This is a genomic window from Filibacter tadaridae (genome assembly GCF_900609045.1).
Taxonomy (GTDB): Bacteria; Bacillota; Bacilli; order Bacillales_A; family Planococcaceae; genus Sporosarcina; species Sporosarcina tadaridae.
The window spans coordinates 32,537-56,880 of sequence record NZ_UXAV01000037.1; the positions used below are offsets into that span (position 1 = coordinate 32,537).

At 42.1% G+C, this 24,344-nt stretch carries 20 protein-coding genes; 2 read left to right on the forward strand and 18 right to left on the reverse strand.

Annotation, left to right across the window (positions count from 1 at the left end):
• Nucleotides 1–8: 8 nt before the first annotated feature.
• The 9 genes from polA to citZ form a co-directional block, all read right to left on the reverse strand.
• Entirely contained in the window at nt 9–2,633 is a 2,625-nt protein-coding gene (polA, locus tag FILTAD_RS07470; RefSeq protein ID WP_124069856.1) for a DNA polymerase I, read from the reverse strand.
• A 105-nt stretch (nt 2,634–2,738) separates the two neighbouring features.
• Entirely contained in the window at nt 2,739–3,749 is a 1,011-nt protein-coding gene (gene hflC, locus FILTAD_RS07475; protein WP_124069857.1) for a protease modulator HflC, read from the reverse strand.
• Nucleotides 3,749–4,717, reverse strand: a complete 969-nt coding sequence (gene hflK, locus FILTAD_RS07480) for an FtsH protease activity modulator HflK (protein ID WP_124069858.1) — start codon at nt 4,715–4,717, stop codon at nt 3,749–3,751. The genes hflC and hflK overlap by 1 nt, the downstream gene beginning before the upstream one ends.
• 155 nt (nt 4,718–4,872) lie before the next feature.
• Nucleotides 4,873–6,291 (reverse strand): two-component system histidine kinase PnpS, encoded by a 1,419-nt coding sequence (gene pnpS / locus FILTAD_RS07485; protein WP_124069859.1) that lies wholly within the window; start codon nt 6,289–6,291, stop codon nt 4,873–4,875.
• Nucleotides 6,288–7,001 (reverse strand): response regulator transcription factor, encoded by a 714-nt coding sequence (locus FILTAD_RS07490; protein WP_124069860.1) that lies wholly within the window; start codon nt 6,999–7,001, stop codon nt 6,288–6,290. The genes pnpS and FILTAD_RS07490 overlap by 4 nt, the downstream gene beginning before the upstream one ends.
• 16 nt (nt 7,002–7,017) lie before the next feature.
• Nucleotides 7,018–7,494, reverse strand: a complete 477-nt coding sequence (locus FILTAD_RS07495) for a MaoC family dehydratase (protein ID WP_124069861.1) — start codon at nt 7,492–7,494, stop codon at nt 7,018–7,020.
• An 88-nt stretch (nt 7,495–7,582) separates the two neighbouring features.
• On the reverse strand, nt 7,583–8,521 hold the full coding sequence (gene mdh / locus FILTAD_RS07500; RefSeq protein ID WP_124069862.1) for a malate dehydrogenase: 939 nt from the start codon (nt 8,519–8,521) through the stop codon (nt 7,583–7,585).
• Nucleotides 8,522–8,637: 116 nt separating this feature from the next.
• The gene (icd, locus tag FILTAD_RS07505; RefSeq protein WP_124069863.1) at nt 8,638–9,897 is read right to left on the reverse strand and encodes an NADP-dependent isocitrate dehydrogenase; all 1,260 of its coding nucleotides are present in this window, start codon (nt 9,895–9,897) and stop codon (nt 8,638–8,640) included.
• A gap of 70 nt (nt 9,898–9,967) precedes the next feature.
• Nucleotides 9,968–11,083 carry a citrate synthase gene (gene citZ, locus FILTAD_RS07510; RefSeq protein WP_124069939.1) on the reverse strand — a complete coding sequence of 372 codons (1,116 nt, stop codon included), beginning with the start codon at nt 11,081–11,083 and terminating at the stop codon, nt 9,968–9,970.
• Between the two features lie 369 nt (nt 11,084–11,452).
• On the opposite strand from citZ, the gene FILTAD_RS07515 reads away from it, so the two are divergent.
• Nucleotides 11,453–12,427 carry an AI-2E family transporter gene (locus tag FILTAD_RS07515; protein WP_124069864.1) on the forward strand — a complete coding sequence of 325 codons (975 nt, stop codon included), beginning with the start codon at nt 11,453–11,455 and terminating at the stop codon, nt 12,425–12,427.
• Here the strand turns inward: FILTAD_RS07515 and FILTAD_RS07520 are convergent.
• The 8 genes from FILTAD_RS07520 to FILTAD_RS07555 form a co-directional block, all read right to left on the reverse strand.
• Nucleotides 12,417–12,800, reverse strand: a complete 384-nt coding sequence (locus tag FILTAD_RS07520; RefSeq protein ID WP_124069865.1) for an FxsA family protein — start codon at nt 12,798–12,800, stop codon at nt 12,417–12,419. The two genes, FILTAD_RS07515 and FILTAD_RS07520, sit on opposite strands and share 11 nt — an antisense overlap.
• A 69-nt stretch (nt 12,801–12,869) precedes the next feature.
• Complete coding sequence (gene pyk, locus FILTAD_RS07525; RefSeq protein WP_124069866.1) at nt 12,870–14,630, reverse strand: pyruvate kinase; 1,761 nt, start codon at nt 14,628–14,630, stop codon at nt 12,870–12,872.
• 26 nt (nt 14,631–14,656) lie between these two features.
• Nucleotides 14,657–15,613: a 6-phosphofructokinase gene (pfkA, locus tag FILTAD_RS07530; protein WP_124069867.1), complete on the reverse strand. Its 957-nt coding sequence runs from the start codon at nt 15,611–15,613 to the stop codon at nt 14,657–14,659.
• A gap of 64 nt (nt 15,614–15,677) precedes the next feature.
• Nucleotides 15,678–16,631: an acetyl-CoA carboxylase carboxyltransferase subunit alpha gene (locus tag FILTAD_RS07535; RefSeq protein WP_124069868.1), complete on the reverse strand. Its 954-nt coding sequence runs from the start codon at nt 16,629–16,631 to the stop codon at nt 15,678–15,680.
• A 1-nt stretch (nt 16,632) separates the two neighbouring features.
• Nucleotides 16,633–17,493, reverse strand: a complete 861-nt coding sequence (gene accD, locus FILTAD_RS07540; RefSeq protein WP_124069869.1) for an acetyl-CoA carboxylase, carboxyltransferase subunit beta — start codon at nt 17,491–17,493, stop codon at nt 16,633–16,635.
• On the reverse strand, nt 17,490–18,149 hold the full coding sequence (locus FILTAD_RS07545; RefSeq protein WP_124069870.1) for a FadR/GntR family transcriptional regulator: 660 nt from the start codon (nt 18,147–18,149) through the stop codon (nt 17,490–17,492). The genes accD and FILTAD_RS07545 overlap by 4 nt, the downstream gene beginning before the upstream one ends.
• 166 nt (nt 18,150–18,315) lie before the next feature.
• Nucleotides 18,316–21,375: a DNA polymerase III subunit alpha gene (locus tag FILTAD_RS07550; protein ID WP_124069940.1), complete on the reverse strand. Its 3,060-nt coding sequence runs from the start codon at nt 21,373–21,375 to the stop codon at nt 18,316–18,318.
• Nucleotides 21,376–21,400: 25 nt separating this feature from the next.
• Nucleotides 21,401–22,342: a DHH family phosphoesterase gene (locus FILTAD_RS07555; protein ID WP_124069871.1), complete on the reverse strand. Its 942-nt coding sequence runs from the start codon at nt 22,340–22,342 to the stop codon at nt 21,401–21,403.
• Nucleotides 22,343–22,435: 93 nt separating this feature from the next.
• Between FILTAD_RS07555 and FILTAD_RS07560 the strand changes: the two genes are divergently transcribed.
• A complete protein-coding gene (locus FILTAD_RS07560) occupies nt 22,436–22,756 on the forward strand; it encodes a YtpI family protein (RefSeq protein WP_124069872.1) in 321 nt (106 codons plus the stop codon).
• A gap of 42 nt (nt 22,757–22,798) precedes the next feature.
• On the opposite strand, the gene FILTAD_RS07565 is transcribed toward FILTAD_RS07560, so the two are convergent.
• Nucleotides 22,799–24,106: a DRTGG domain-containing protein gene (locus FILTAD_RS07565; protein ID WP_124069873.1), complete on the reverse strand. Its 1,308-nt coding sequence runs from the start codon at nt 24,104–24,106 to the stop codon at nt 22,799–22,801.
• Nucleotides 24,107–24,344: the final 238 nt, after the last annotated feature.

Here is a 24,344-nt window from a genome sequence, read left to right on the forward strand (position 1 = left end):
TCCATCCCTCACTTCGTGTCGTACCAAGATAATCCGAAGGCCCAATCGACTTTTAGCGGCACATCAAGCGCTAGTGCCGATTCCATCACTTCAGGTACGATTAATTTAAGTTTCTCGATTTCATCTTCAGGCGCTTCGAAGATCAATTCATCATGTACTTGCAGAAGCATACGTGTTTGTAAACCCTCTGCTTCAATTCTTGCCGCCATATCAATCATTGCTTTTTTTATGATGTCTGCAGCACTTCCCTGGATTGGCGTATTCATCGCTGTCCGTTCTGCAAAACTTCTCAAGTTAAAATTCGAGCTTGTGATTTCCGGCAAGTAACGTCTACGATTCATAAGTGTCGTCACATAGCCTTTCATTTTCGCATCTACGACAATATCATCCATATACTGTTTCACGCCCGGGAAGCTGGCAAGATACGTATCGATGAACTTGGCTGCATCTTTTCGAGTAATGTCAAGACTTTGTGAAAGTCCGTAATCGCTAATCCCGTAGACAATTCCGAAGTTAACCGCTTTTGCAGCCCTTCGCATATCGGATGTCACTTCTTCAGTTGACACGCCGAATACATCCATTGCCGTTTGTGTATGGATATCAGCATCGGCACGGAACGCTTCAATCAGCTTTTCATCTTGCGACATATGTGCTAACACACGTAGTTCGATTTGTGAGTAGTCCGCTGCAAATAAATACCACCCCGGTTCAGACGGAACGAATGCTGCACGAATTTTACGGCCTTCTTCAAGTCGCACAGGGATGTTTTGCAAGTTCGGATTAATAGAACTGAGCCGCCCTGTTTGCGTAAGCGCCTGTTGGAAGCGTGTATGAATCTTGCCATCTTCATGGATTTCTTTCAAAAGCCCCTCGATATAAGTCGAATTCAGTTTGCCAAGTTGGCGGTAATTTAATATATGACCGATGATTTCATGCTGGCTTTCAAGTTTTTCCAGGACATCAGCTGCAGTTGAATAACCGGTTTTTGTCTTTTTGATCGGTGTAAGACCTATCTTGTCAAATAGTATGACACCCAGTTGTTTCGGTGAATTAATATTGAATTTCTCACCAGCGATGTCATAGATATCAGCTTCTAATTTGGCCAATTTCACTGAAAGTTCTTCACCAATCGCACGAAGTGTATCTCTGTCCACTTTGACACCTGTCGATTCCATTTTTCCAAGGATTTTTGCAAGTGGCAATTCAAGCTCCTCGTATAGTTCAAATTGATCATTCGCCTTCAATTTCTCTTCGATGATTGGACGCAGTTTCCAGATTGCTTGTACTTTTCTTCCTGCATGTTCCGCCACCGCTTCTTGCGCCGGGATTGACTTCTTAGCGCCTTTTCCGTAAACAAATTCATCTTGCTGAACATCAGTATATTCAAATTCGCGTGCAACAGACGCGACGTCTGTATAGGAAGTTGACGGGTTTACAATATAAGTCGCAAGCAGAAGATCAAATTCAATACCTTCAATAGCCATTCCTTGGTTTGCAAGGGAAGCAAGTGCCGATTTCGAATCGGATGTGTACTTCTTGTTGTCCGGATTTTGCAACCATTTTTTAAAAGCATCCGATTCTTTTGCAACTGCAAACGACATATAAAGAACCTGATTGTCGTCGGCAAGGCCGATTCCGATAATGTCAGCGGTTAAGTAGTTTTCATCCATCATTTCAATATGAATGGCCATTTCATCGGTAAAGTCTTCATCGGTCGGGTTAGTCAAGACGCCCACATCGATGGCTTGTTGTGGTTCGATTGCTTTCTGTGGTGCAATTTTTTCAAGGAGCGTTTTAAATTTAAGCTCTTGGTAAATATCCGCCACTTGCTCCATATCCGGCCCATCATACGATAGGTTTTCTACTGAAATCGTAATAGGTGCATTTACTTCGATTGTCGCAAGCTCCTTGCTCATGTACGCTTGTTGTTCATTTTCAACTAAGTTTTCTTTTAACTTTTTGGCTGTAATTTTATCAATGGCTTTGTAGACATTTTCGACAGAGCCATATTCTTTTAGCAATTTCAGTGCCGTTTTTTCGCCAACGCCCGGAACGCCTGGAATATTATCGGACGCATCACCCATAAGGCCTTTCATATCGATGATTTGGGGCGGTTCGATACCATACTTCTCCATGACATGAAGAGGCGTATACTTTTCGATATCCGTCATCCCTTTGCGGGTGATGAATACCGTTGTATGCTCACTTGCAAGTTGCGTCAAGTCTTTATCTCCTGAAATGACCACCACTTCTGATTTATCTACTTCGCTCAGTTGACTAAGCGTTCCGATAATGTCGTCCGCTTCATAATTATCCAATTCGTATTGAGGAATATTATAGGCAGTCAATAGTTTACGCAGGTAAGGAAATTGTTCGGATAGTTCCGGCGGCGTTTTCTGGCGACCCCCTTTATACTCTCCGAATGTCTTATGTCTAAATGTAGTTTTCCCAGCATCCCAAGCAACCAGGATATGTGTCGGTTTCTCATCTGCTAGAATATTTTGTAGCATCATTGTAAAGCCATACACTGCATTTGTATGGATCCCACTGTCATTTGTCAATAAAGGCAATGCGAAAAATGCCCGGTACGCAAGACTATTCCCATCAAGTAATACAATCTTCTTTTTCGTCATGTAAATTCCACTCCCATCAAAAAAACGTCATTTACATTTATCTTACCACGTTGGCAAGTTTAAATGAAAATGACGTCCCTTGTTCATATGCCTATATTATGTCCTTTACTCCAAGTAGCCTGTTAGTGTCTTCGCGTATGGCGAATCAGCTGGGATAATAATCATTGTGTCTTCACCAATCGTCTTCGTATATGACTGGAGTGTGCGATACAAATTATAAAACTCAGGATCCTTCGAAAATGCGTTGTTGTATATTTTTGCTGCTTCAGATTCACCTTCAGCATGGATGATAGCTGCTTCTCTTTTCGCTTTTGCAAGCATTTCCTGCACTTCTCGATCTGTTTCCGCTTCAATCCGTCGCTTATCAGCGTCCCCTTCGGAAAGATACGTTTGTGCAGTTGATTCACGTTCTGAAATCATTCTTGTATAGATGGACTGCTCGTTTTCTTCAGGTAGGTCGATGCGTTTCATACGTACATCGACGACTTCAATTCCAAAGTTCCCTTCGTTCAGAAAACTATTTACACGATCTGTCACACGGTCATTCAAACTACCGCGGGAAGAGTTCTCATCATTAACTACATCAACGTAATTAAGCTGACCGAGTTCCGTACGAACGACGGAGTAGATGAATTCTTCCATCCGAGCCTCAGCATTCACAATGTTTCTTGCATTCGTTATCATTTTTTCGGGATTTGTGATTCTCCAAACAGCATAATTATCGATAATAATTCGCTTCTTATCCTTTGTATTGATTTCCTCTTCCGATACGTTATGCGTCATATGACTCTTTGGTAATGTGATTACAGTTTGAACAAACGGTATTTTCATATTGATGCCCGGTTCTTTGACAATGCGTTTAATTTCCCCGAACTGCCGTACGACTCGGTATTCGTCTTCTTTCACGATGTAAACATTCGCTAGTAAAATGATTAAAACCGCAAAAATGGCTGTTAGTATAACTGTCAGCTTTGCATATTTTTTAAATCCAAAAGGGGCTTTAGGCGTCTTATGTGCGTCAGTTGATTTCGGTGTTTTTTTCTGCCCTTGCTTTGCTTGTTGCCGTTCAGCGAACTTTTCCTCAATACTTTTGAATGGATTATTATCATTCGCCATTAGTTATCGCCCCCTTCAGTAGTAGATGATTCTGGTGGCGGTGTTTGGTTTTCCAATTGCTGCAACGGTAAATATTTCACCGTTTCACCGTTATCATTCATAATATAAATCTTAGCTTTCGGCAATACTTGCTCAAGCGTCTCAATGATAAGTCTTTGGCGTGTGATTGCTTTGTTTTTCGCATACTCGGCATGTAAATTGGTGAAAAGCGCCACGTCCCCGCGTGCCTGTTCAATTCGTGCGGTTTTTTGACCAAGCGCCCGTGATTTGATGGCATCACGTTCACCAATTGCCTCGTTTTTCTTCTTATTCACGTACTTCTTCGCTTCGTTTATTTTCGTGGCTTTCGTTTCGCGGGCGTCCGTCACTGCTGTAAATGCTGCACGGACTTCTGCATTCGGCAATTCTACATCTTGCAACTTCACGCCTTGAATTGCAATACCGATATCATACTTTCCAATCAGTGACGCAAGGAGTTCCCGCGTCTGCGCCTCAATCTCCGCTTTACCATCCGTTAGGGCGGCATCTATCGTTGAACTGCCAATGACAGAACGGATGGATGCGGATGTTGCATCAGCCAAGATTTCTTTTGGATTTTGTGAGTTAAATAAATACTTTTGCGGCTCGGCGATTTTCCATTGGACGATTAAGTCAGTCAAAACAATGTATTCATCCCCTGTAATCATTTTCGTTTCCTTGTCGTATGATACAAGTTCTCCGCTTTTGTCTTGCTTATAGCCAAATTGTAGACTGAATGTTTCCTTCGAAAGTATTTCCGTCTGTTGGATAGGCCAAGGTAATTTGAAATGTAATCCAGAGTCTGTAACCGTCGTGTCCGCTTTACCAAAAGTGATGACAACTGCCTGTTCAGACTCGTCAACTGTGTACCATGTCGTGAACGCGACAAGAATAAGCAATAAACCCGCAATCGCCATGCCAATAGTTATTAAAATTCGGCGTGTACTCATAGATAGATAAGCCCCTTTCTTTTATGTATTAATCTCTTATACGGTATGGACTACTAGAAAGTTTCATTGAATCCACGAAGCGCCGAAGCGTGTTCAACGGAATTTTTTATTCCAACTTAAATCCGCAAAAAAACAACCCAATTAAGATGGATTGTTCAATAGTCCTGCTTTTTTGGTAAATGGATTTGGAAGGTTGTCCCGACTCCAATTTCACTTTCCACATCAACAGTGCCATTATGAGATTCGATAAGATGTTTCACGATGGCAAGACCGAGTCCTGTTCCGCCTGAATCACGGCTTCTTGCACGGTCTACACGATAGAAACGTTCGAATAATCTTGGTAATTCCAAGTGTTCAATTCCAATACCCTCATCGCTGATTTCGATTCGTATGCGTTCATTAGCATCCGTAACTGATATCGTAATCGTCTTATTCTCCGAAGAGTAATTAATGGCGTTCGTTAAAAGATTTACCATTACTTGAACCAAACGGACAATATCCCCTTCAATAGTGATATGCCCAGGTATATTCGTGATTGTTTTCATCTTTTTTTGTTCCAGATTTCTTGAAACTGCGCTTAATGCATCATCAATTACATCCTTCATATCGACTGTAGCATATTGAAGTGTAAATCCTTCACTTTCCATTCCCGACAAGGCTAGTAAATCATCGATTAATAAATGTAAACGGTCACTTTCTTTTTGGATAATCCCAAGAAACATCTTCATAACAGCGGGGTCATCCATCGCACCTTCCAACAGTGTTTCAGTAAATCCTTTAATGGATGTAACGGGCGTGCGAAGTTCGTGTGATACATTTGCAACAAAGTCTTTCCTTACTTTTTCTAACCTTATCAGCTTCGTTATATCATGCATGACTACGACAATGCCGAGCCAATTCCCATGCCTACCAATGACAGGTGCACCATAAACACTTACGTAAGCCGTAGAATTTTCGCCATCCAACTGAACTTGACTTTCATGCACTTGCTCAGTCATGAAGACATCATCTATTAGCGTTTCAACAACAGGTGGCAAACCGATTTCCTTGTATGTCATTCCCATTATACTTTTTTTCGATAATCCAAATGTTTTTTCAAGTACACCATTTACTAGATTGACTGTTCCACCGCGTCCAAACATAAGCAGCCCACTTCCCATACTTTCAACAAGCGTCTTTAACCGCTCGTTTTCCATCGTGCGAAGTAACGACATTTCCTGTAAATTGCTCGCAATCTTGTTAATGGCAATCGAAAGTTCATTATCATATTCAGGCCCATTCATCCGGGTCCTAGCAAGATAGTCCCCTTCTGCAATTCGAACAGCTATTCTCGTGATTTCATCAATAGGCTTTGCATATTGTAACATCATTCGGGCAGCAACAAATAAAGAGATTAGGAACGCGACAACTAGTACGGTTATAAGATATAACCAGTAATGATGCTGAATCGTAAGATCGGTATTTCCCGCGAATAATGGGAAAAACTGTCCCAATACAATTCCTAGACCAGTCAATAGAACAGAAAGTAGAATAGCACAGGCAAGCACTAGACGAGCGTAAAGACCACTCTTCACCCTTTTTGCTCCTCAAACTTATAGCCAATTCCTCTGATTGTTTTAATGAAAAGCGGTTTCTTCGTATTCTCTTCTATTTTTTCACGTAAATGACTGACGTGAACATCCACAATACGTGTGTCTCCCACAAAATCGTATTTCCACACTGCCGCCATCAGTTGATCACGTGACAAAACACGATTTTTATTTTGCATAAAGTAGACAAGTAATTCAAACTCTTTCGGAGTGAATTCCAATTCTGTTGTATCTAGAAAGGCTTCATATTGTTCAGGATGAATAGTCAGAGAACGTGAACGTAGAATTCCACTTGTATCATTCCGATTCGACCAATCCACACTTCTTCTCAATACGGCTTTAACACGCGCTACCACTTCGCGTGGGCTGAATGGTTTTGTCATATAATCGTCGGCACCGATTTCAAGCCCTAGAACTTTGTCAAATTCATCTCCTTTCGCTGTCAACATGATGATTGGAATAGCCAGTCCTTTTTTCCTTATCGTTTTACAAACATCAATGCCATCCATCTTCGGAAGCATGAGATCCAGTAGAATAAGGTCTGGATTTTCGGTCTCAACCTTACTAACTGCATCTTCCCCATCCACGGCGGCCACTGTATCAAACCCGGCTTGTTCCAGATTATACTCAAGCAATGTGCGAATAGATTCTTCATCATCTACAATTAATATCTTTTTGGTTTCCAAATCGTTCATCTGTTTCTCACCCCTATTAGAAATTGTCCATTGTCTGTGAAGTGAGACGTTCTTCCACTTTTGGTGGTACGACTACTAATGTTCCTAAGATCACAAGTTCTTCTTGCTCGTTATGTGCTTCAATTGAAACCTTCACCTCATTGGCTTCTTTATCCACATGAATTATTTCCAATAGGAAGTTTATGGTCGCATAATGATAGACCGGTTTTGGAAAGGAAATTTGCTGTTCCACAATATGTGAACCAGGACCTGGAAAATACTTTGAAATCGCAGAAGTCATAATTCCTGTCAACATGATAGTTGGAACAATCGGTTTCTTGTAAATTGTTCGTGTGGCGTAATCATGTTGAATATAAAGTGGGTTACCATCATTCGTTAGCCCAAGGTATAACAATAGATCCCTGTCTTCTATTTTTTCGGTTAACTTTAACTTTTCACCAACATTTATCTCTTCAATTTTTCGACCTAGCCGTCTTTTTTTTCCTAAAATCAACAGTATTCCCCCTTTGAATGTATTACATAGAGTCTACCAATAATCAAAAAAAAAATCGAGTGGCTTTCGCCACCCGATTACTTTTTGATTATACTAGAACTTTCATAACCTCTTTAACAGCTTCAGCAGATTTTGCAAGTTCTGCTTTTTCGTCAGTAGTCAATTCAAGTTCAATAATTTTTTCAATACCGTTTGCGCCAAGTACTGTTGGCACGCCAATGTAGATTCCATCGAGACCATATTCACCTTCAAGGAAGGCGATGGATGGAAGAACACGTTTTTGGTCTTTTAAGATTGCTTCTGCCATTTCAACAAGTGATGCTGCAGGTGCATAGTAAGCCGAACCGTTGCCCAATAGGTTAACGATTTCCGCTCCACCTTTACGTGTACGATCTACAATTTCTTCAAGACGTTCCGCTGAAATCAAAGTTTCCAACGGGATACCCCCTGCATATGAATAGCGTACTAAAGGAACCATGCTATCACCGTGACCACCAAGTACGAAACCAGTTACATCTTTAACAGACATGTTCAGTTCTTGCGCAACAAACGTACGGAAACGTGCGGTATCAAGTACGCCCGATTGGCCAATAACACGCTCTTTGGGAAGCCCTGATTCTTTGTATACCGTATATGTCATTGCATCAACAGGATTCGTTAGCACGATAATTGTTGTGTTTGGCGAATATTTTACAATTTCGCCTGTGATTGCCTTCATCACTTTTTGGTTCGTTTGAACAAGGTCATCACGGCTCATACCCGGTTTACGTGCAATACCAGCTGTAATGATGACGATGTCGGATTCTTTTGTATCCGAGTAGTCTGAAGTTCCAATGATATTTACATCGAAACCCTGTACTGGAGCCGCCTCAAGCATGTCAAGCGCTTTTCCTTTTGTTGGGTTTTCCATTTGTGGAATATCAACTAGCACTACATCACAAAGTTCTTTTTGCGCCAAAAGAAATGCTGTAGTTGCACCCGTGAAACCAGAACCGATAACTGAGATTTTTTTACGTTGCATTGTCATGAGTAAACTCTCCTTTTACTGTAGGTTCAAAAAAATGAGAGGGGAAAACAAGTTCCCCTCTCATTTATTAACTTGGCTTTCGTAGATGTTTACTTTAAAAAGGATTACGTTGTATCTTAGAGGTTTTTGATCAATTCATCTGCGAACTCAGAAGTTTTCACTTCTGTAGCACCGTCCATAAGACGTGCAAAGTCATATGTTACAACTTTTGAAACAATCGTTTTTTCGATTGAAGTCGTAATCATACGCGCCGCTTCATTCCATCCAAGGTGTTCAAGCATTAAAACACCCGAAAGAATAAGTGATGAAGGATTTACTTTATCAAGACCTGCATATTTTGGAGCAGTGCCATGCGTTGCTTCGAAGATAGCATGTCCTGATACATAGTTGATATTCGCTCCAGGTGCAATACCAATACCGCCAACTTGTGCAGCAAGTGCATCGGAAATATAGTCACCATTCAAGTTCATTGTTGCAACTACATCAAATTCTTTTGGACGAGTCAAAATTTGTTGCAAGAAGATGTCAGCGATCGCATCTTTTACAATGATTTTGCCAGCTGCTTCAGCCTCTGCTTGTGCTTTGTTCGCAGCATCAGTGCCGTCAGCGTCTTTAATTGCATCGTATTGGTTCCAAGTGAATACTTTATCGCCGAACTCTTGCTCAGCAACTTCATAGCCCCAGTTTTTGAACGCGCCTTCAGTGAACTTCATGATGTTCCCTTTATGAACAAGCGTCAATGATTTACGGCCTTCTTTGATGATGTATTCAAGAGCTGAACGCACTAAACGTTTTGTACCCTCTTCAGAAATAGGTTTGATACCAAGTCCTGATGTTTCAGGGAAACGGATTTTATCGACACCCATTTCGTTTTGTAAGAAGTTCAATAATTTCTTAGCATCATCAGAACCTTGTTGGTATTCGATTCCTGCATAGATATCTTCTGTATTTTCACGGAAAATAACCATGTCACAGTCTTCAGGACGCTTGACAGGTGATGGTACACCTTCAAAGTAGCGAACTGGGCGCAAGCATGTATAAAGATCCAATTCTTGACGAAGTGCAACGTTCAATGAACGGAAGCCTCCACCGATTGGAGTTGTAAGTGGACCTTTAATAGCGATCAAATATTCATCAATCGTATCAAGTGTTTCTTGTGGAAGCCATTCGCCAGTTTCGTTGAATGCTTTCTCCCCAGCAAGAACTTCTTTCCATTCAAGCTTCTTCTTGCCATCATACGCTTTGTCGACTGCCGCTTCAAGAACGCGTGAAGCTGCATGCCAAATGTCAGGACCTGTACCGTCACCGATAATATAAGGGATTGTTGCTTGATCTGGAACGTTTAAAACACCGTTATCTACTGTAATTTTAGCCATTAAATAATTCCTCCTAAATTCAAAATCATAGGGCCGACATAAGAATATGTCGCCCCATTTCATTTATTTCTTAGCGGTTTTCAATTGAAACGTATTTTTGCATTCCGGGTCCAGTGTATTCTGCACGTGGACGGATTAGTCTATTATTCGCATATTGCTCAAGAATATGTGCAATCCAGCCAGAAACACGGGAAACTGCAAAAATAGGTGTAAATAGATCATGATCGATATCTAGTGAATGATAAACAGATGCTGAATAGAAATCGACGTTCGGCGGTAAATTCTTTTCGCCAGTAACGATTTCTTCGATTTTAGTAGACATGTTGTACCATTTTTCTTCGCCACGAAGTTCAGTCAAACGTTTTGACATTTCACGAAGATGCTTCGCGCGTGGATCACCTTTGCGGTATACACGATGTCCAAAGCCCATGATTTTTACTTTATTGTCAAGTTTTTCACGAATATACGATTCAACATTTTCTTCAGAACCGATTTCCATCAACATTTTCATGACTTGCTCATTTGCTCCACCATGAAGAGGTCCTTTAAGTGCGCCGATTGCAGCTGTTACACCAGAATACATATCGGAAAGTGTAGCTACACAAACACGTGCAGTGAAAGTGGATGCATTCAATTCATGATCTGCATGAAGAACAAGCGCCTTGTTGAATGCCTCAACAGCAATCTCTTTCGGTTCTTCGCCTGTTAGCATGTACATGAAGTTTGCAGCGTAACCGAGTTCCTCTTTAGGAGCAACTGGCTCAAGGCCTTTACGAATGCGACCGAATGCAGTTACAAGTGTAGCCATTTTCGCTTGAAGCTTAATCGCTTTACCGTAGTTTGCTTCTTCGGACATATCTTCTGCATTTTCATCGTATAATCCGAGAAGAGAGACTGCTGTACGTAATGCCGCCATCGGATGTACGTCATTAATTGGGTATGTTTTAAATGATTCGAGAACTTCTTTCGGAACTGCCATGTTAGCTGCAAGTTGTTTTTTCAGCTCAGCAAGCTCGTCCTCTTTCGGCAAACGTTGGTGCCATAGTAAATATACTACTTCTTCGAAGCTCGCATTTACTGCAAGATCGTCAATGTCATAGCCGACGTATGTAAGTGTGTCATCAATGATGGAACTGATGGCGGACTGTGTCGCTACGACTCCTTCCAACCCTTTGGTTGTTGTCATATAAATCGCTCCTTCTTCCAGTATAGCCACTTTAATCCCCACGAACGGAAATGTGGCCAGTCTGCTAGTCATTATAAACTGAATCAATCGCGCCTTGGCGTGATTGCGTCCAGATTTTGAATTGAGCTTGCTCAATTGATTCCCTTCAAAATCTGTGACATCCGCCGGAAGCTTAACCTGATTCAGCAGGGGTTTGAACCCCCACCGAATTGAATGCATATCTAGCATTCATCCCGCCACTTATGGAAGTGGGGGAATTCTGCTGGATTAAGTTAAAATACTTACATCACTCATTATAATCAATTTTGTCTGCTTTGTGAATGGAAACGCTTGTTTTTCTTATAAGTATAATGAAAAAGGGGACTATACATGTCAAAAAAGCATAACTGGCAACAGACTTTTTGGACCTTCATTGTAAAATGGTCGCCAGTCATTTTAACCATCATTCTCCTAATTCTAGTCCCACCGGCAGCAATCGCAGTAATCGCTGCCTACTTCACCGCACCTTTGCTATCAGCAGTTCGTTCTGTAACGAAGCTACCACTTACAATTGCTACGCTTGCTGTTATGTCACTTATATTGCTTATATCTGTTTCATTCATATTCTTCGCAGTTAGTGGGCTTATTGACACAATTCCGGCAGTCGAACGACATGTTGCACCCTTTACGAAAACTACGGATATCCCCGGAAAGTTATTTACTTTTTTAGAAGATAAAGTTGTTGAATATGGACATGCGCTACTGGAATACGCAGTCACAATGTTTCGAACTATATTTCAACAGCTGTTTAGTTCGTTCATTTTTCTTGTCGCTTATTTCTTTTCATTACGTGAATCTGGAAAAAACCGTTTCTGGTTCCTTGTTTATTTTCCACGCAAGATTCGCAAGTCTGCAAAGCGGATTTTTACTGAATCCGGAAAACTTATTGGAACTTTTGTAGCCGTGGAAGCACGTTTGTTTTTCCTTACTTTCTTAATCATTTCAATTGGATTTGCATTCTTGCAGTTTAAATCTCCGGTCGGTAACGCATTTATCATCTCGCTTGTAGATAGCCTTCCGTTTCTTGGTATCGGCTTATTTCTAATACCGATGATCGCTTTCTTTATCTATACTGGAAATTTGTTTGTCGGCATTTCACTAATTTTGCTTTACTTGCTTACGATGATTACCCGTCAAATGGCCGAATCGTATATGTGGGCATCTGCATTTCAGGTCAAGCCAATCCATGCGTTTTTCATTACAGCCTGTTCGTTTTATCTATTCGGGTTAGCTGGAATCCTATTGTCGCCATTTCTATTATTCGCAGCTATGAAAGTCAAACGGCATTCCCTATTCACCTCATGACGATTTGTCCGTTTTTCATTTTTCGATAAATCCATTTTTGAATGAAAGGTCGAATCAGATTTCGTGGCCCTTTGAAAAGAAGCAGAAAACCAACAATATCGGTAATGAATCCGGGCATCAGCAATAGTATTCCTCCGAAAAAGATACAAACGCTGTCAATTAATGCATTTCCGGGCGTTTCCATTGTCGTCATTCGATTTTTCAAATCATTCCATGCTTTCATTCCCTGACGCTTTGCAAAATAAGCGCCCCCGATTCCCGTAAGTAGGATGATTGCAATCGTCGGGAAAAGGCCAAGCGTCTGTCCCGAATAAATCAGCAAAGCAAGTTCAGTTGTTGGAACAATGATGAACAGAAGTAGTATCCACCTCAATTAAATCCCTACCTTCGAAGAAGACCGCTTACCGATGCTTTCGGAAGCGGTCTATACGTTTTCAACTCTTTAAAGAACGCTTGCGTGTCCGTTGTATATTACCCCGGATTCAGCATCCATCGTTACATCAGTACCATGTCGAAAGAGTTTTGTAGCATCTTTGACACCGACAATAACTGGTATGCCAAGACTTAGTCCAACAACCGCGGCATGACTCGTCAAACCGCCTTCTTCTGCTATAAGACCACTACATTTCTCGATCGCCGGCATCATTTCTCTGTCAGAACCATTTGTAACCAAAATCGCACCTTCAGTGTCATAAGCCAATGCTTCTTTTGCATTTTTTGCGACAACAACTCGTCCATAAGCAACCTTTTTGCCGATTCCCTGGCCACGTGCAAGTAAATCGCCGATGACGTGTATTTTCATCAAATTCGTTGTACCTGCTTCGCCGACCGGAACTCCGGCTGTGATAATTACGACGTCGCCGTGGCCAACGTATTGATGCTTAACACTTTCTTCAACCGATTCCTGAAGAATCCCGTCGATAGATGACATTTTTTCACCAACGATTGGATAGACACCCCATACAAGTGATAGCTTTTTCGAACAATTGACAGAAGATGTAACCGCTATAACCGGACATCCCGGACGGTATTTAGCAATCATTTTGGCAGTATGACCGCTTTCCGTAGGGGCAAGAATCGCCTTCACTTTTAAGTTAATAGCTGTATAAGCTGCCGCTTGTCCAATAGATTCAGTCATATTACCATGTTTTTCGCGACGCCGAGTTGAAACAACTGAACGATAATCGATGGCCGCTTCCGTAGTCTGCGCAATACGATCCATCGTCTGAACAGATTCAACCGGGTAAAGCCCAGCAGCCGTTTCTCCTGAAAGCATGATAGCGTCTGTTCCGTCAAAAATGGCATTCGCTACATCACTCGCTTCTGCACGGGTGGGGCGCGGATTGCGTTGCATAGAATCGAGCATTTGCGTAGCTGTGATTACCGGTTTTCCTGCCTGATTACATTTTTCAATCAGTTTCTTTTGAACAAGCGGTACTTCTTCAGGTGGAATCTCTACACCTAAATCACCGCGTGCAACCATCAGTCCATCAGAAACCATAACGATTTCGTCGATATTATCGACACCTTCACGATTTTCGATTTTCGGGATGATTTGTAGATGTGAGCCGCCATTTTTTTCAAGTAAACTGCGGATTTCCATTACATCTGAAGCTCTTCTCACAAAAGAGGCAGCTATGAAGTCAACGCCTTCTCTTACTCCAAAAAGGATGTCTTTGGCATCTTTTTCCGTCATTCCCGGCAACTGAACAGAAACGCCTGGTACGTTTACGCCTTTTTTATTTTTTAAAGCACCCGAGTTAACGACAACTGTATGAATAAGACCGTTCGCCTCGTCTTTTCCGACAACTTCCAATTCTATCAAGCCGTCGTCCAGCAAAATTAGTGAGCCTTTGTCAACGTCTTCGATAAGTTTTTCGTAACTTACGGAAAAGACATCCTCATTCCCAATCACTTCAGTCATTGAAATATCGATATGTTGACCGGTCACAAGGTTTATCTGACCGTCTTTCATGGAGTGTGTACGGATTTCCGGTCCTTTTGTATCAAGTAGGATTCCAATAACTTTCCCTTTTGAACGTGCGGCTTCCTTGATCCTATCGATACGGACTTTATGCTCCTCATGATCTCCATGGGAAAAATTCAATCGAGCCACGTTCATACCTGCATCGATAAGCCCCTCAAGTTGTTCTACAGATTCGCTTGCAGGACCAATCGTACATACTATTTTCGTTTTCCTCATACACGTTCGCCTCTTTTTTCTAAAATTTAGATGGATAGTTCTTTGGAAAGTTTATACATAGCTATATCCATTACGTCCGATTTTTCGAATACGTCGATTAAATTATAGTCTATCACCTGATGATTTCGGATGCCAATCGCAACGCCTCCGCGTCCTTCTTTCAGCATCTCGACTGCCCTTGCACCATACTGACTTGCAATAACCCGATCCCGTGCAGAAGGTGAGCCACCGCGTTGAATATGCCCAAGTACGGATACACGCGTTTCAATCCCTTGTTGTAGCAATAGCTCCGCCAATTCGTTCGCAGACATGACTCCTTCAGCCACGATGATGATACTATGTTTCTTTCCGCGGTCAGTCCCGCTTTTAAGCCTATCAACAATTGCTGGTATTTCATATTTTTCTTCAGGAATAAGAACTGTTTCCGCACCACCCGCAAGTCCTGCCCACAGCGCAAGATGTCCTGCATTCCTACCCATCACTTCAATGATGAATGTACGTTCATGGGAGGTAGCTGTATCCCGGATTTTATCGATTGCGTCAATAACTGTATTCAACGCAGTGTCAAAACCAATCGTGAATTGTGTACCATTTATATCATTATCAATAGTCGCCGGCACACATACACAAGGAAATCCAAGGGCTGTTAATTCAAGTGCCCCTCTGAATGAGCCATCCCCACCGATAATAACAAGTCCTTCGATTCCATTCGACTCCAACTGATCTAACGCCTTTTTGCGACCTTCTACTGTCTTGAATTCTGGACAACGCGCTGAACGAAGCATCGTACCACCCCGTTGAATAATGTCCCCTACTGAACCAAGCTGGAGAAGCTCCATTCTCCCTTCGATTAAACCCTGATAACCATTGTAAACACCCGCAACTTCTAGCTTCTCAAAGATTGCTTTCCTGACAACCGCCCGCACAGCTGCGTTCATGCCGGGAGCGTCTCCGCCACTCGTTAAAACAGCGATTTTTTTCATGTTATCCACCCTTTACTTGGACTTTTATGAAACACGAAAGGATGCGGTCATCCGCACCCTTTTTTCATTCCGAAAATACGCCGATACCGCGGAATTTCATGTATCTATCCTCGACAAGTTCTCTGCCATCCAATAACCTCAATTTTTCCAACGAATGACGGATAGCCTTTCCGATATGTACGGATTGAACTTTCGGATCACGGTGGGCACCGCCCGTAACTTCTGGAATAATCTCATCTATAATTCCCATTTCCTTTAAATCAGGTGCTGTAATTTTCATCGCTTCGGCCGCTTGTTTGGCAAGACTGGAATCCTTCCAAAGTATGGTAGCAGCGCCTTCAGGTGAGATTACTGAATACGTTGAGTGCTCAAGCATATGAATATGATTTGCGACACCTAGCGCAAGAGCACCTCCGCTTCCTCCCTCTCCGATAACGATTGAGACAACAGGCACTTGAAGTCCAGCCATTTCAACGAGGTTGCGTGCGATAGCTTCGCTCTGCCCCCGCTCTTCAGCAGCTTTTCCAGGAAAAGCCCCTTTTGTATCGATGAAACAAATAATAGGACGACCAAATTTTTCCGCCTGTTTCATCAGACGCAATGCCTTGCGGTAACCCTCAGGATGAGGCATGCCGAAATTCCGTTTCACATTTTCTTTCGTATCTTTCCCTCTTTGATGCCCAATAATCGTGACGGGTCTACCATCAAAAGCAGCAATTCCGCCCACTATCGCAGCATCGTCACCATAGAATCGATCACCGTGTAATTGCATAAAGTCCTCAAACAGCTCTTTTATATAATCGAGCGTTGTCGGTCGGGCCGGATGCCTTGCAACTTGGACACGGTCCCACGGTTCCATATTCCCATAAATTTCTTCTTCCAAGTTTTTCAGTCGATTATTAAGTGTCTTAATTTCGCCTGACAAATCAACGGAATTAGCCGCGGTAAACTCTTCAAGTTCGTTTATTTTTTCTCGCAACTTTACAATAGGTTCCTCAAATGCCATCGTTTTACTCATATTAAATGACCTCCTTTTGATGAAGTCGCACGATTTTAGCTAGCGCCTCTTTCATATCAGCCCGATGGATGACTGCATCCAACTGCCCATGATCAAGAAGAAATTCTGCGGTTTGAAAATCTTCAGGAAGTTTTTCTCTAACGGTTTGTTCGATTACACGTCGACCCGCAAACCCAATAAGTGCTTTCGGTTCAGCAATATTAATGTCACCGACTGAAGCAAAGCTTGCCGATACGCCGCCCGTTGTCGGATATGTCATAACGGATATATATAAGTTTTCTTTTTCTGCATGACGATTGAGTGCAACACTTGTTTTTGCCATTTGCATAAGCGATAAGACGCCTTCTTGCATACGAGCACCGCCGCTTGCTGAAAAAATGATCATTGGAATGCCTAGATCCGTCGCTTTTTCAATTGCACGCGTAATTTTTTCACCAACAACCGATCCCATTGAGCCCATACGGAAGTGTGAATCCATTATAGCCACAGCTACATCATTTCCATCAATTTTGCCAGTCCCGGTCAATACGGCCTCGTTCAGACCAGTTTTCAATGCATCCGATGATACTTTTTCTGTATATGCGGGAAAATGCAACGGATTTTCTGTTTTCAAGTGATTGTCAATCGATTCAAAAGTACCTTCATCAAATAAGCAATTCACCCGTTCGGAAGCCGTCATTTTATAATGATGATCGCATTTCGGACAGACTTTTAATGACTTCGCCAAATCTTTTGTTAGAACTACATGTTTGCATGCTGGGCATTTCGTCATAATTCCTTCCGGCACATCATTTTTTGCGTCAGCGGAAGGTATTGTCATAGTCCGCTTCTTTTTGTTTTTCGTAAAAATATCACGTATCATTCTATTCGTTCCCCTCTTTCTCCTTCAACAAGCTCAATCCATTCAAAATAGGCTTCCAGCGTTGTCACTTCATCACCTATTAGAAGGTTTGTAAGTAATTTTTTCACGACTTGATTTTCTTGAACACTTGTCATTTCATCGAATCGAACCCGGCTATATTGTTTTAATAAAAACCAGATTTTCAGCGATAATCGATTGTCCGACGCTACAACCATTTCTCTAATGATATCTTCACGAAGGATTGCTCCTTCTGTCTCTATTTTCATCAGAAGGCTTGCCCATACAGGCAACGCCCGCGATGCATCACTTGCACAAACGGCAGAAATCGCCGCTGTTTCATGCATTCGCCTCGTATTTTGTACATCAAGTACTGACTCAGGTTGTTGCATAATGAACGCCGCTAAAACCTCAACAAGTTGATGTTTCCTGAAATCTGCAAGGAAAGTGCCTTCCCCGCGTCTCGTTTCTATTAAACCAAGTAGCTCTAAACTGCGCAACGCCTCGCGTATAGTCGATCTTCCGGCTTGAAGGCGTTCAGACAATTCGCGTTCTGATGGTATTTTTCCACCCGTTTGAATACCTTCTTCTTTAATAAGCGATTTAAGCTCCTCGACGATGTCAAGAAACATTTTCGATGGCGGTTTTGGATTACCCATTCGTAAACCCCTCTAGGAATTCCCATTTTAAAGAGTGGTCTGACCACTCTTTACTACAAGCATACAGAAAACAGTACATCACGTAAAGCGAAAACTGATTGCCTTGAAAATGAATTCGAATTCCCAACTTAAGCTATGACAAAAGGCTTGCCTTATCGGCAAACCTTCACCTATTTTTCGTCTGTTGGACAAGTATCTGCACCTTGCCGCCACGCTTCTCTAGTGTCCCATCGATATGAATCATGGACATTTCAACAAGGTCACTACTTGATGTGGCATACTGTTTCGGAAAAAATGTGCAAGAAATTTCACCTGTCTCGTCTTGGACAGTAACAAATGCCATCGCTTCCCCTTTTTTCGTCCGAATTCGTTTGATTTCCATAACCAGTCCCACTATTTTCACAAATCCTTGTTCACCAGTTTCCGCAATATCCGTATACGTTTCATTAGCCGTTTTTTTCGCTTCTCCAGCTGGGTGCTCAGATAGATAAAAACCCAACACTTCCCTTTCATATTCAAGAAGCGCCATACGCGGCATTGTGCCCCCCGGGGAATACTTTGGTCGCGCTACAGCAGGCATCAAGTCACTTAAAAGATCCTCACCGTCATCAGGTCGGATGAATAACGCATGCGCAATGGCGGCATCGATAGAAGCAAGTAATACAGCACGCGATTCACCAAAAACATCAAGCGCACCAGCTTTTATAAGCGGTTGAATCGCTTTTTCTGTAAAAATATCACTCCCAAGCGACGCAGCCATATCGAATAGGTTTTTCCATTTTCCGGTTGAATGCCTTGCCTCTTTCAGCGCCTTGTAAAATGTGGGTGTTACGCCTTTAATAGCTCCTAGCCCGATACGGATTGAACTGTGGTCAACCGTATACATATATTGACTATGATTGACGGAAGGAGGAAGCACAGAAACACCATGCGCTTCAGCCTCGCGTAATAGTGCCATCGTTTTATCGTTATTTCCGGTCATTGAAGAAAGTAGCGCTGCATAGAAATAGGCCGTTTCGTTCGCCTTCAAAAAAGCAAGTCGATAGGAGATAAGCGAATAAGCGACAGCGTGGCTTTTTGGAAATCCGTAATCTGCAAACTTTACTATTAAATCATAAACTTCAGTAGCTGCCTTTTCGGTAAAACCATTTTGAATGGCACTTTGCGTGAAATGTATTCGTTCTTGTTGAAGAATTTCCCGTTTCTTCTTACTGACCGCCCTTCTCAACAAGTCCGCTTCTCCCATTGTAAAGCCTGCAAATTGAACTGCTATTTGCATGATTTGTTCTTGGTATACAATGACACCATATGTTTCTGACAAAATCGGTTCTAGTAGCGGATGGAGGTACGAAGCTTTTTCCTCACCATTTTTTCTCCGGCTATACAGCGGAATATTCTCCATTGGGCCTGGGCGATACAATGCTGTAATGGCAAATATATCTTCAAAACTATTCGGACGTATTAATCGCAAGGCATTACGCATGCCGTCCGATTCAAATTGGAAGATGCCTGTCATATCTCCAGTCCTAAATAACGTAAATGTCGATTCATCATCAAGGGGAATGGCTTCAAAATTAATCTGAACGCCTTTGTCATAGCTAATCATTGCCCTAATCCTATCCAACAATGTTAGGTTCCGGAGTCCAAGAAAATCCATTTTGAGAAGACCTCGCTCTTCCACATCACCCATCGGCCATTGTGTAAGATAGATATCATCCGCACCATTTTGCAGGGGTACCACTTCGACAAGCGGAACAGGGGACAGTATGACGCCTGCAGCATGTGTCGATGCATTACGGGGCAATCCCTCAAGTGTCTGTGCAGCCTTTAGCCATCGACTCCTTATCGGGTCAATGGCTATCCAATCGAGAACTGCCTTCGACTCACCAATAGCTTCCTCAAGTGTAATCCGTGATCTGCTCGGAATTTCTTTTGATAGGAACGCCATTTCTTCATTCGAAAAGTCAAATACCCGTGCAACATTTCGTGCAACCGAACGCGCAGAAAGCGTTCCAAATGTAATAATTTGAGCGACATATGCCTGTCCATACTTCCGAGCTACATACTCAATCACTTCCGAGCGTCGATTGTCTGCAAAATCGATATCGATATCCGGTAATGTCACTCGGCCCGGATTAAGAAAACGTTCAAAAATCAGGCCATATTTTATTGGATCCACGTCTGTTATACCAAGAGCGAACGCGACAAGTGAACCTGCTGAAGACCCACGACCGGGTCCTGTCAATATATTGTTGTCAGCAGAATAGCGCATAAAGTCTTCAACAATCAAAAAGTAATCAGCAAAGCCCATCTTCGTAATGACGTCAATTTCGTAACGAAGTCGTGCTTCATACTGTTTTTCTATCGTACCCAGTCGTTTTTTCAATCCAACCATACAATTTTTTGCTAATAACGATGGTGCTGTTTCACCTTCCGGAACCGGAAAAATTGGCATAAGCTGTTCATTCGGCGGTAAATCAGCATTGCATGTTAGAAGGATGTCGGCCATATTTTCCAGCCACTTGTGTTTACCTATAAACCATTCTTTGATTTCCTGTTCTTCAGGAACATATGCATCATTATGTATATTTTTCGGTCTTGACGGATCGTTCAGTTTGTAGCCTGTTCTGATTGCTTCCGCCACCTCGTATGCAAAGGCATCTTCTTTATCAAGATAACGGGATTCATAAACAGCAGCAATTGATAAACCCAAAGCGCTCGCACTGTTTTCAATCGTTTCTTCTTCAAAATGCACGACGCCACCTGGTCTACTGACTCCGACAACAAGTGAATCTTTTCCAACGCGATTAATAAGTAAGGAAAGTGTATCTACCCAATTTACGCCTTCCCATGATTTGTCTGTTATTGAGACAAGAAGAATGCAGCCTTTGCTGTATGCACCTAGCCATTGTAAGGGAAGTGTTTCAAATTCTTTTGTAGAAACCGCACTGCTTATTTTCAACAAATTCCGGAAACCCTCATCGTCTTTAGCATAGACGTAGGCGAAGACAGATTTGCCTTTTTCAATTTCAATGTAAATGGACAATCCGAAGACTGGACGAATCCCCTGTTTTTGCATTACCTTATAAAATGAGCGAGCGCCATATAATTTTGAATTGACAATGGCAACAGCAGTAGCCCCTCTTCTTTTTAGAAGTGGGGCTAGCGTATCAAGCTTTATGATTCCACGCAGAAGGTCTGCACCAGTAACAATTTGCGGATACATAAGTTCCAATGAAATCCCTCCGCTTCTAGTTCGTCGCACATAATTCTTCTAGTTTTCGAACGACTTCATCAGCTTCGTCCCATGAATACACAGATGCCCCGGCAGCTAATGGGTGACCCCCCCCACCATACTGGGCCGCCAATGAATTGATAATCGGACCTTTTGAACGTAAACGCACACGGATTTGGTCCTCTTCTTCAATGAAAATTGTCCATGCACAAATCCCTTTAACATCCCCTAACGAACCGATGAGTAAAGATGTTTCGGCGGCCGTTACATCGAACTTTTCAAGCGTCGACTTATCCAATTTAATAAAGGCTGCTCCATTGTCATCCATCAAGAAATTCTGGTAGATATAGCCTTGCAGATGAAGCAACTTGCGATCGACTTCATACATACCTGCAAATAGCTTTGTTCTATCGAAATTGTATTTAATTAAACGACTCGCTAGTTCAAATGTTTTATCAGTCGTGCTTGGGAACATGAATCGACCTGTATCCCCTACAATACCGGCAAACAAAAGGCGTGCCGCTTCATCTGTCATTTTCCAGCCATAAGACTTTTCCCCTTCATCGAATAACGAGGTAATTATTTCAGAAGTTGAGCTTGCAGAAGTATCGACCCATCTCATATCACCATAAGGATCCACGTCAGGATGATGGTCAATTTTAAGAAGCATGTCGCCTTCAGTGTAAAACTCTCCATCGATTCGTTCTGTATTCCCCGTATCGGTGATGATGACAAGCGCTCCCTGATAATTCGATTGGTTTACTGTATCTTGAAAGGCTAGGTAGTCAAGGGAAGCTTCTTGTGTACCTGCTGCATATACTTTTTTGTCAGGATAATTTGCTTTTATCAATTCCTTTAAGCCTACCTGGGAGCCATACGCATCCGGATCAGGTCTTACATGGCGGTGAATAATGATTGTTTCATACTTTTCAATTGTGTCTATGATTTGTCTTTTCAATTCGGATTCCTCCAAGCTTAGATATATTCCAGTCGCAATTCATTCCAAAAGCCGCTACAATGTAGGGAGTTCCGTATTCAATGGAGGGCTATCATGGACAAACTAAATCTAATTTTCGTATTTCTAATTATCGTTGCTGCAGTATTTTATTTCTATTTTAAAACAAGACAATTCCGCACGCGTCATATGTTCCCTATTCGCAAAAAAATGTATGCGAGTATGTCAGGAGCATCGCTTGGCGGATTACTTATCTCTTTCGGATTCAATCAGCTTGTTTTGTTTAATGGAGTTACAACGTATATCATTGCAGCTATTTTCATCCTGCTCGGTGCATATGTCCTTGTTTTCAACTTTCGGGCATATAAACATTATAAACATTTCGTCGATGAAGAGACGGACCTGAACGCAAACTGATGCCCATTAGAGGCATCAGTTTTTTCATTACCAGTTTTTCTATTATCGCTCAAATAACTGATACATAATCATAGCTTTAGCTACAAGTTCGCCTTCCGACAGAATGTCGAAATCCACTTTAACAAAGCGACGGCTCATATGAAGAATACGAGGTTCAATAAAAACTACACTTCCCAGCTGTATATGTTTGATGAAATAAATCGTCATATTCTCGGGAACACTTTCCCCTCGCTTACGCATTTTCACAGCACGGTTACCCGCTTCAGTTAAGAGAGTTGTTAATGCTCCATATGATAATGAACCTAGTTGGTTAGTCATTTGCGGGATAACCGTAAATTCAGCGGTCAAGGGCTCGTCAGGCACCGTCTTTATTTGGTTTTTCACAATATCATCTATCGTTTCCCCTTGTTGTGGTTGACGTTGCGCCATCTGCATAGCTTTCAAAACATCCTGCCTGCTGATGATGCCCGCAAGCATGCCCGTATCCGTTACAACTGGCATAAGATCGATACCTTCCCAAATCATGCTATGCCCGGCAGAAGCGACACTCATCTTCGCAGTGACTGTAATTGGGCGGCGCGTCATCACTTTCTCAATCAATTCCGTTTCAGGCTTTCCGATGGCATCTCTGGTGGTAATGATGCCTACAAGCTTACCAGAATGTTCGATAACTGGAAAACCGGTATGCGTTGTTTTATGGTTTACTTCATTAAAAACTTTCACTGTCTCTTTCGATAGAAAGGAGATTGTTTCCGCTAACGGTGTTAAAATATCTTCAACCAATAAAATCTCTTTTTCAATCAATTGGTCATAAATTGCACGATTTAACATCGTTGCAACGGTGAATGTATCGTAACTTGTTGAAATTATTGGGAGTTCTAGTTCATCCGCCAACTTCTTTATATCTTCAGATGCATCGAAGCCACCTGTTACGAGCACTGCTGCACCAGTTAAAAGAGCTGTTTTCTGTGCTTTAAAACGATTCCCGACAATCAAAAGGCTACCTGCATCGATGTAACGCATCATATCATCTAATTGCATCGCACCAATAACAAACTTCGTTAATGTTTTATGTAAGCCTCCACGTCCGCCTAACACTGTTCCGTCAACAATATTAAGTACTTCAGCAAATGTAAGTCGTTCGATATTCTCTTTCTTTTTCTTTTCAATACGAATTGTACCGACACGTTCAATCGTATTGACGATTTTTTGATTTTCCGCTTCCTTAATTGCGCGATAAGCGGTTCCATCACTTACAGAAAGCGCTTTTGCGACCTGTCGGACGGAAATTTTCTCTCCAACAGAGAGCCCCTCGATATATCGCAATATCAATTCATGTTTTGTCGCCATATCTTCACCTTTTCCCTATGATGCTCTTATGTTCATTCTACCACAAGACGCACCGGAAAAGCGTGAGGAGCCTACTTGGATACACTTACGGATGATTCACTTGATAAGAACCTTCCCGCCTTTCTGCATTGGCCAAGGAAATAATAAAGACAGAGGTGGCTGGGATAGCCACAAGGAGAATATATAAGAAGGTACCATTTCAACAAGTTGAGCCTATAGGATTTCGCATGTTAACAAA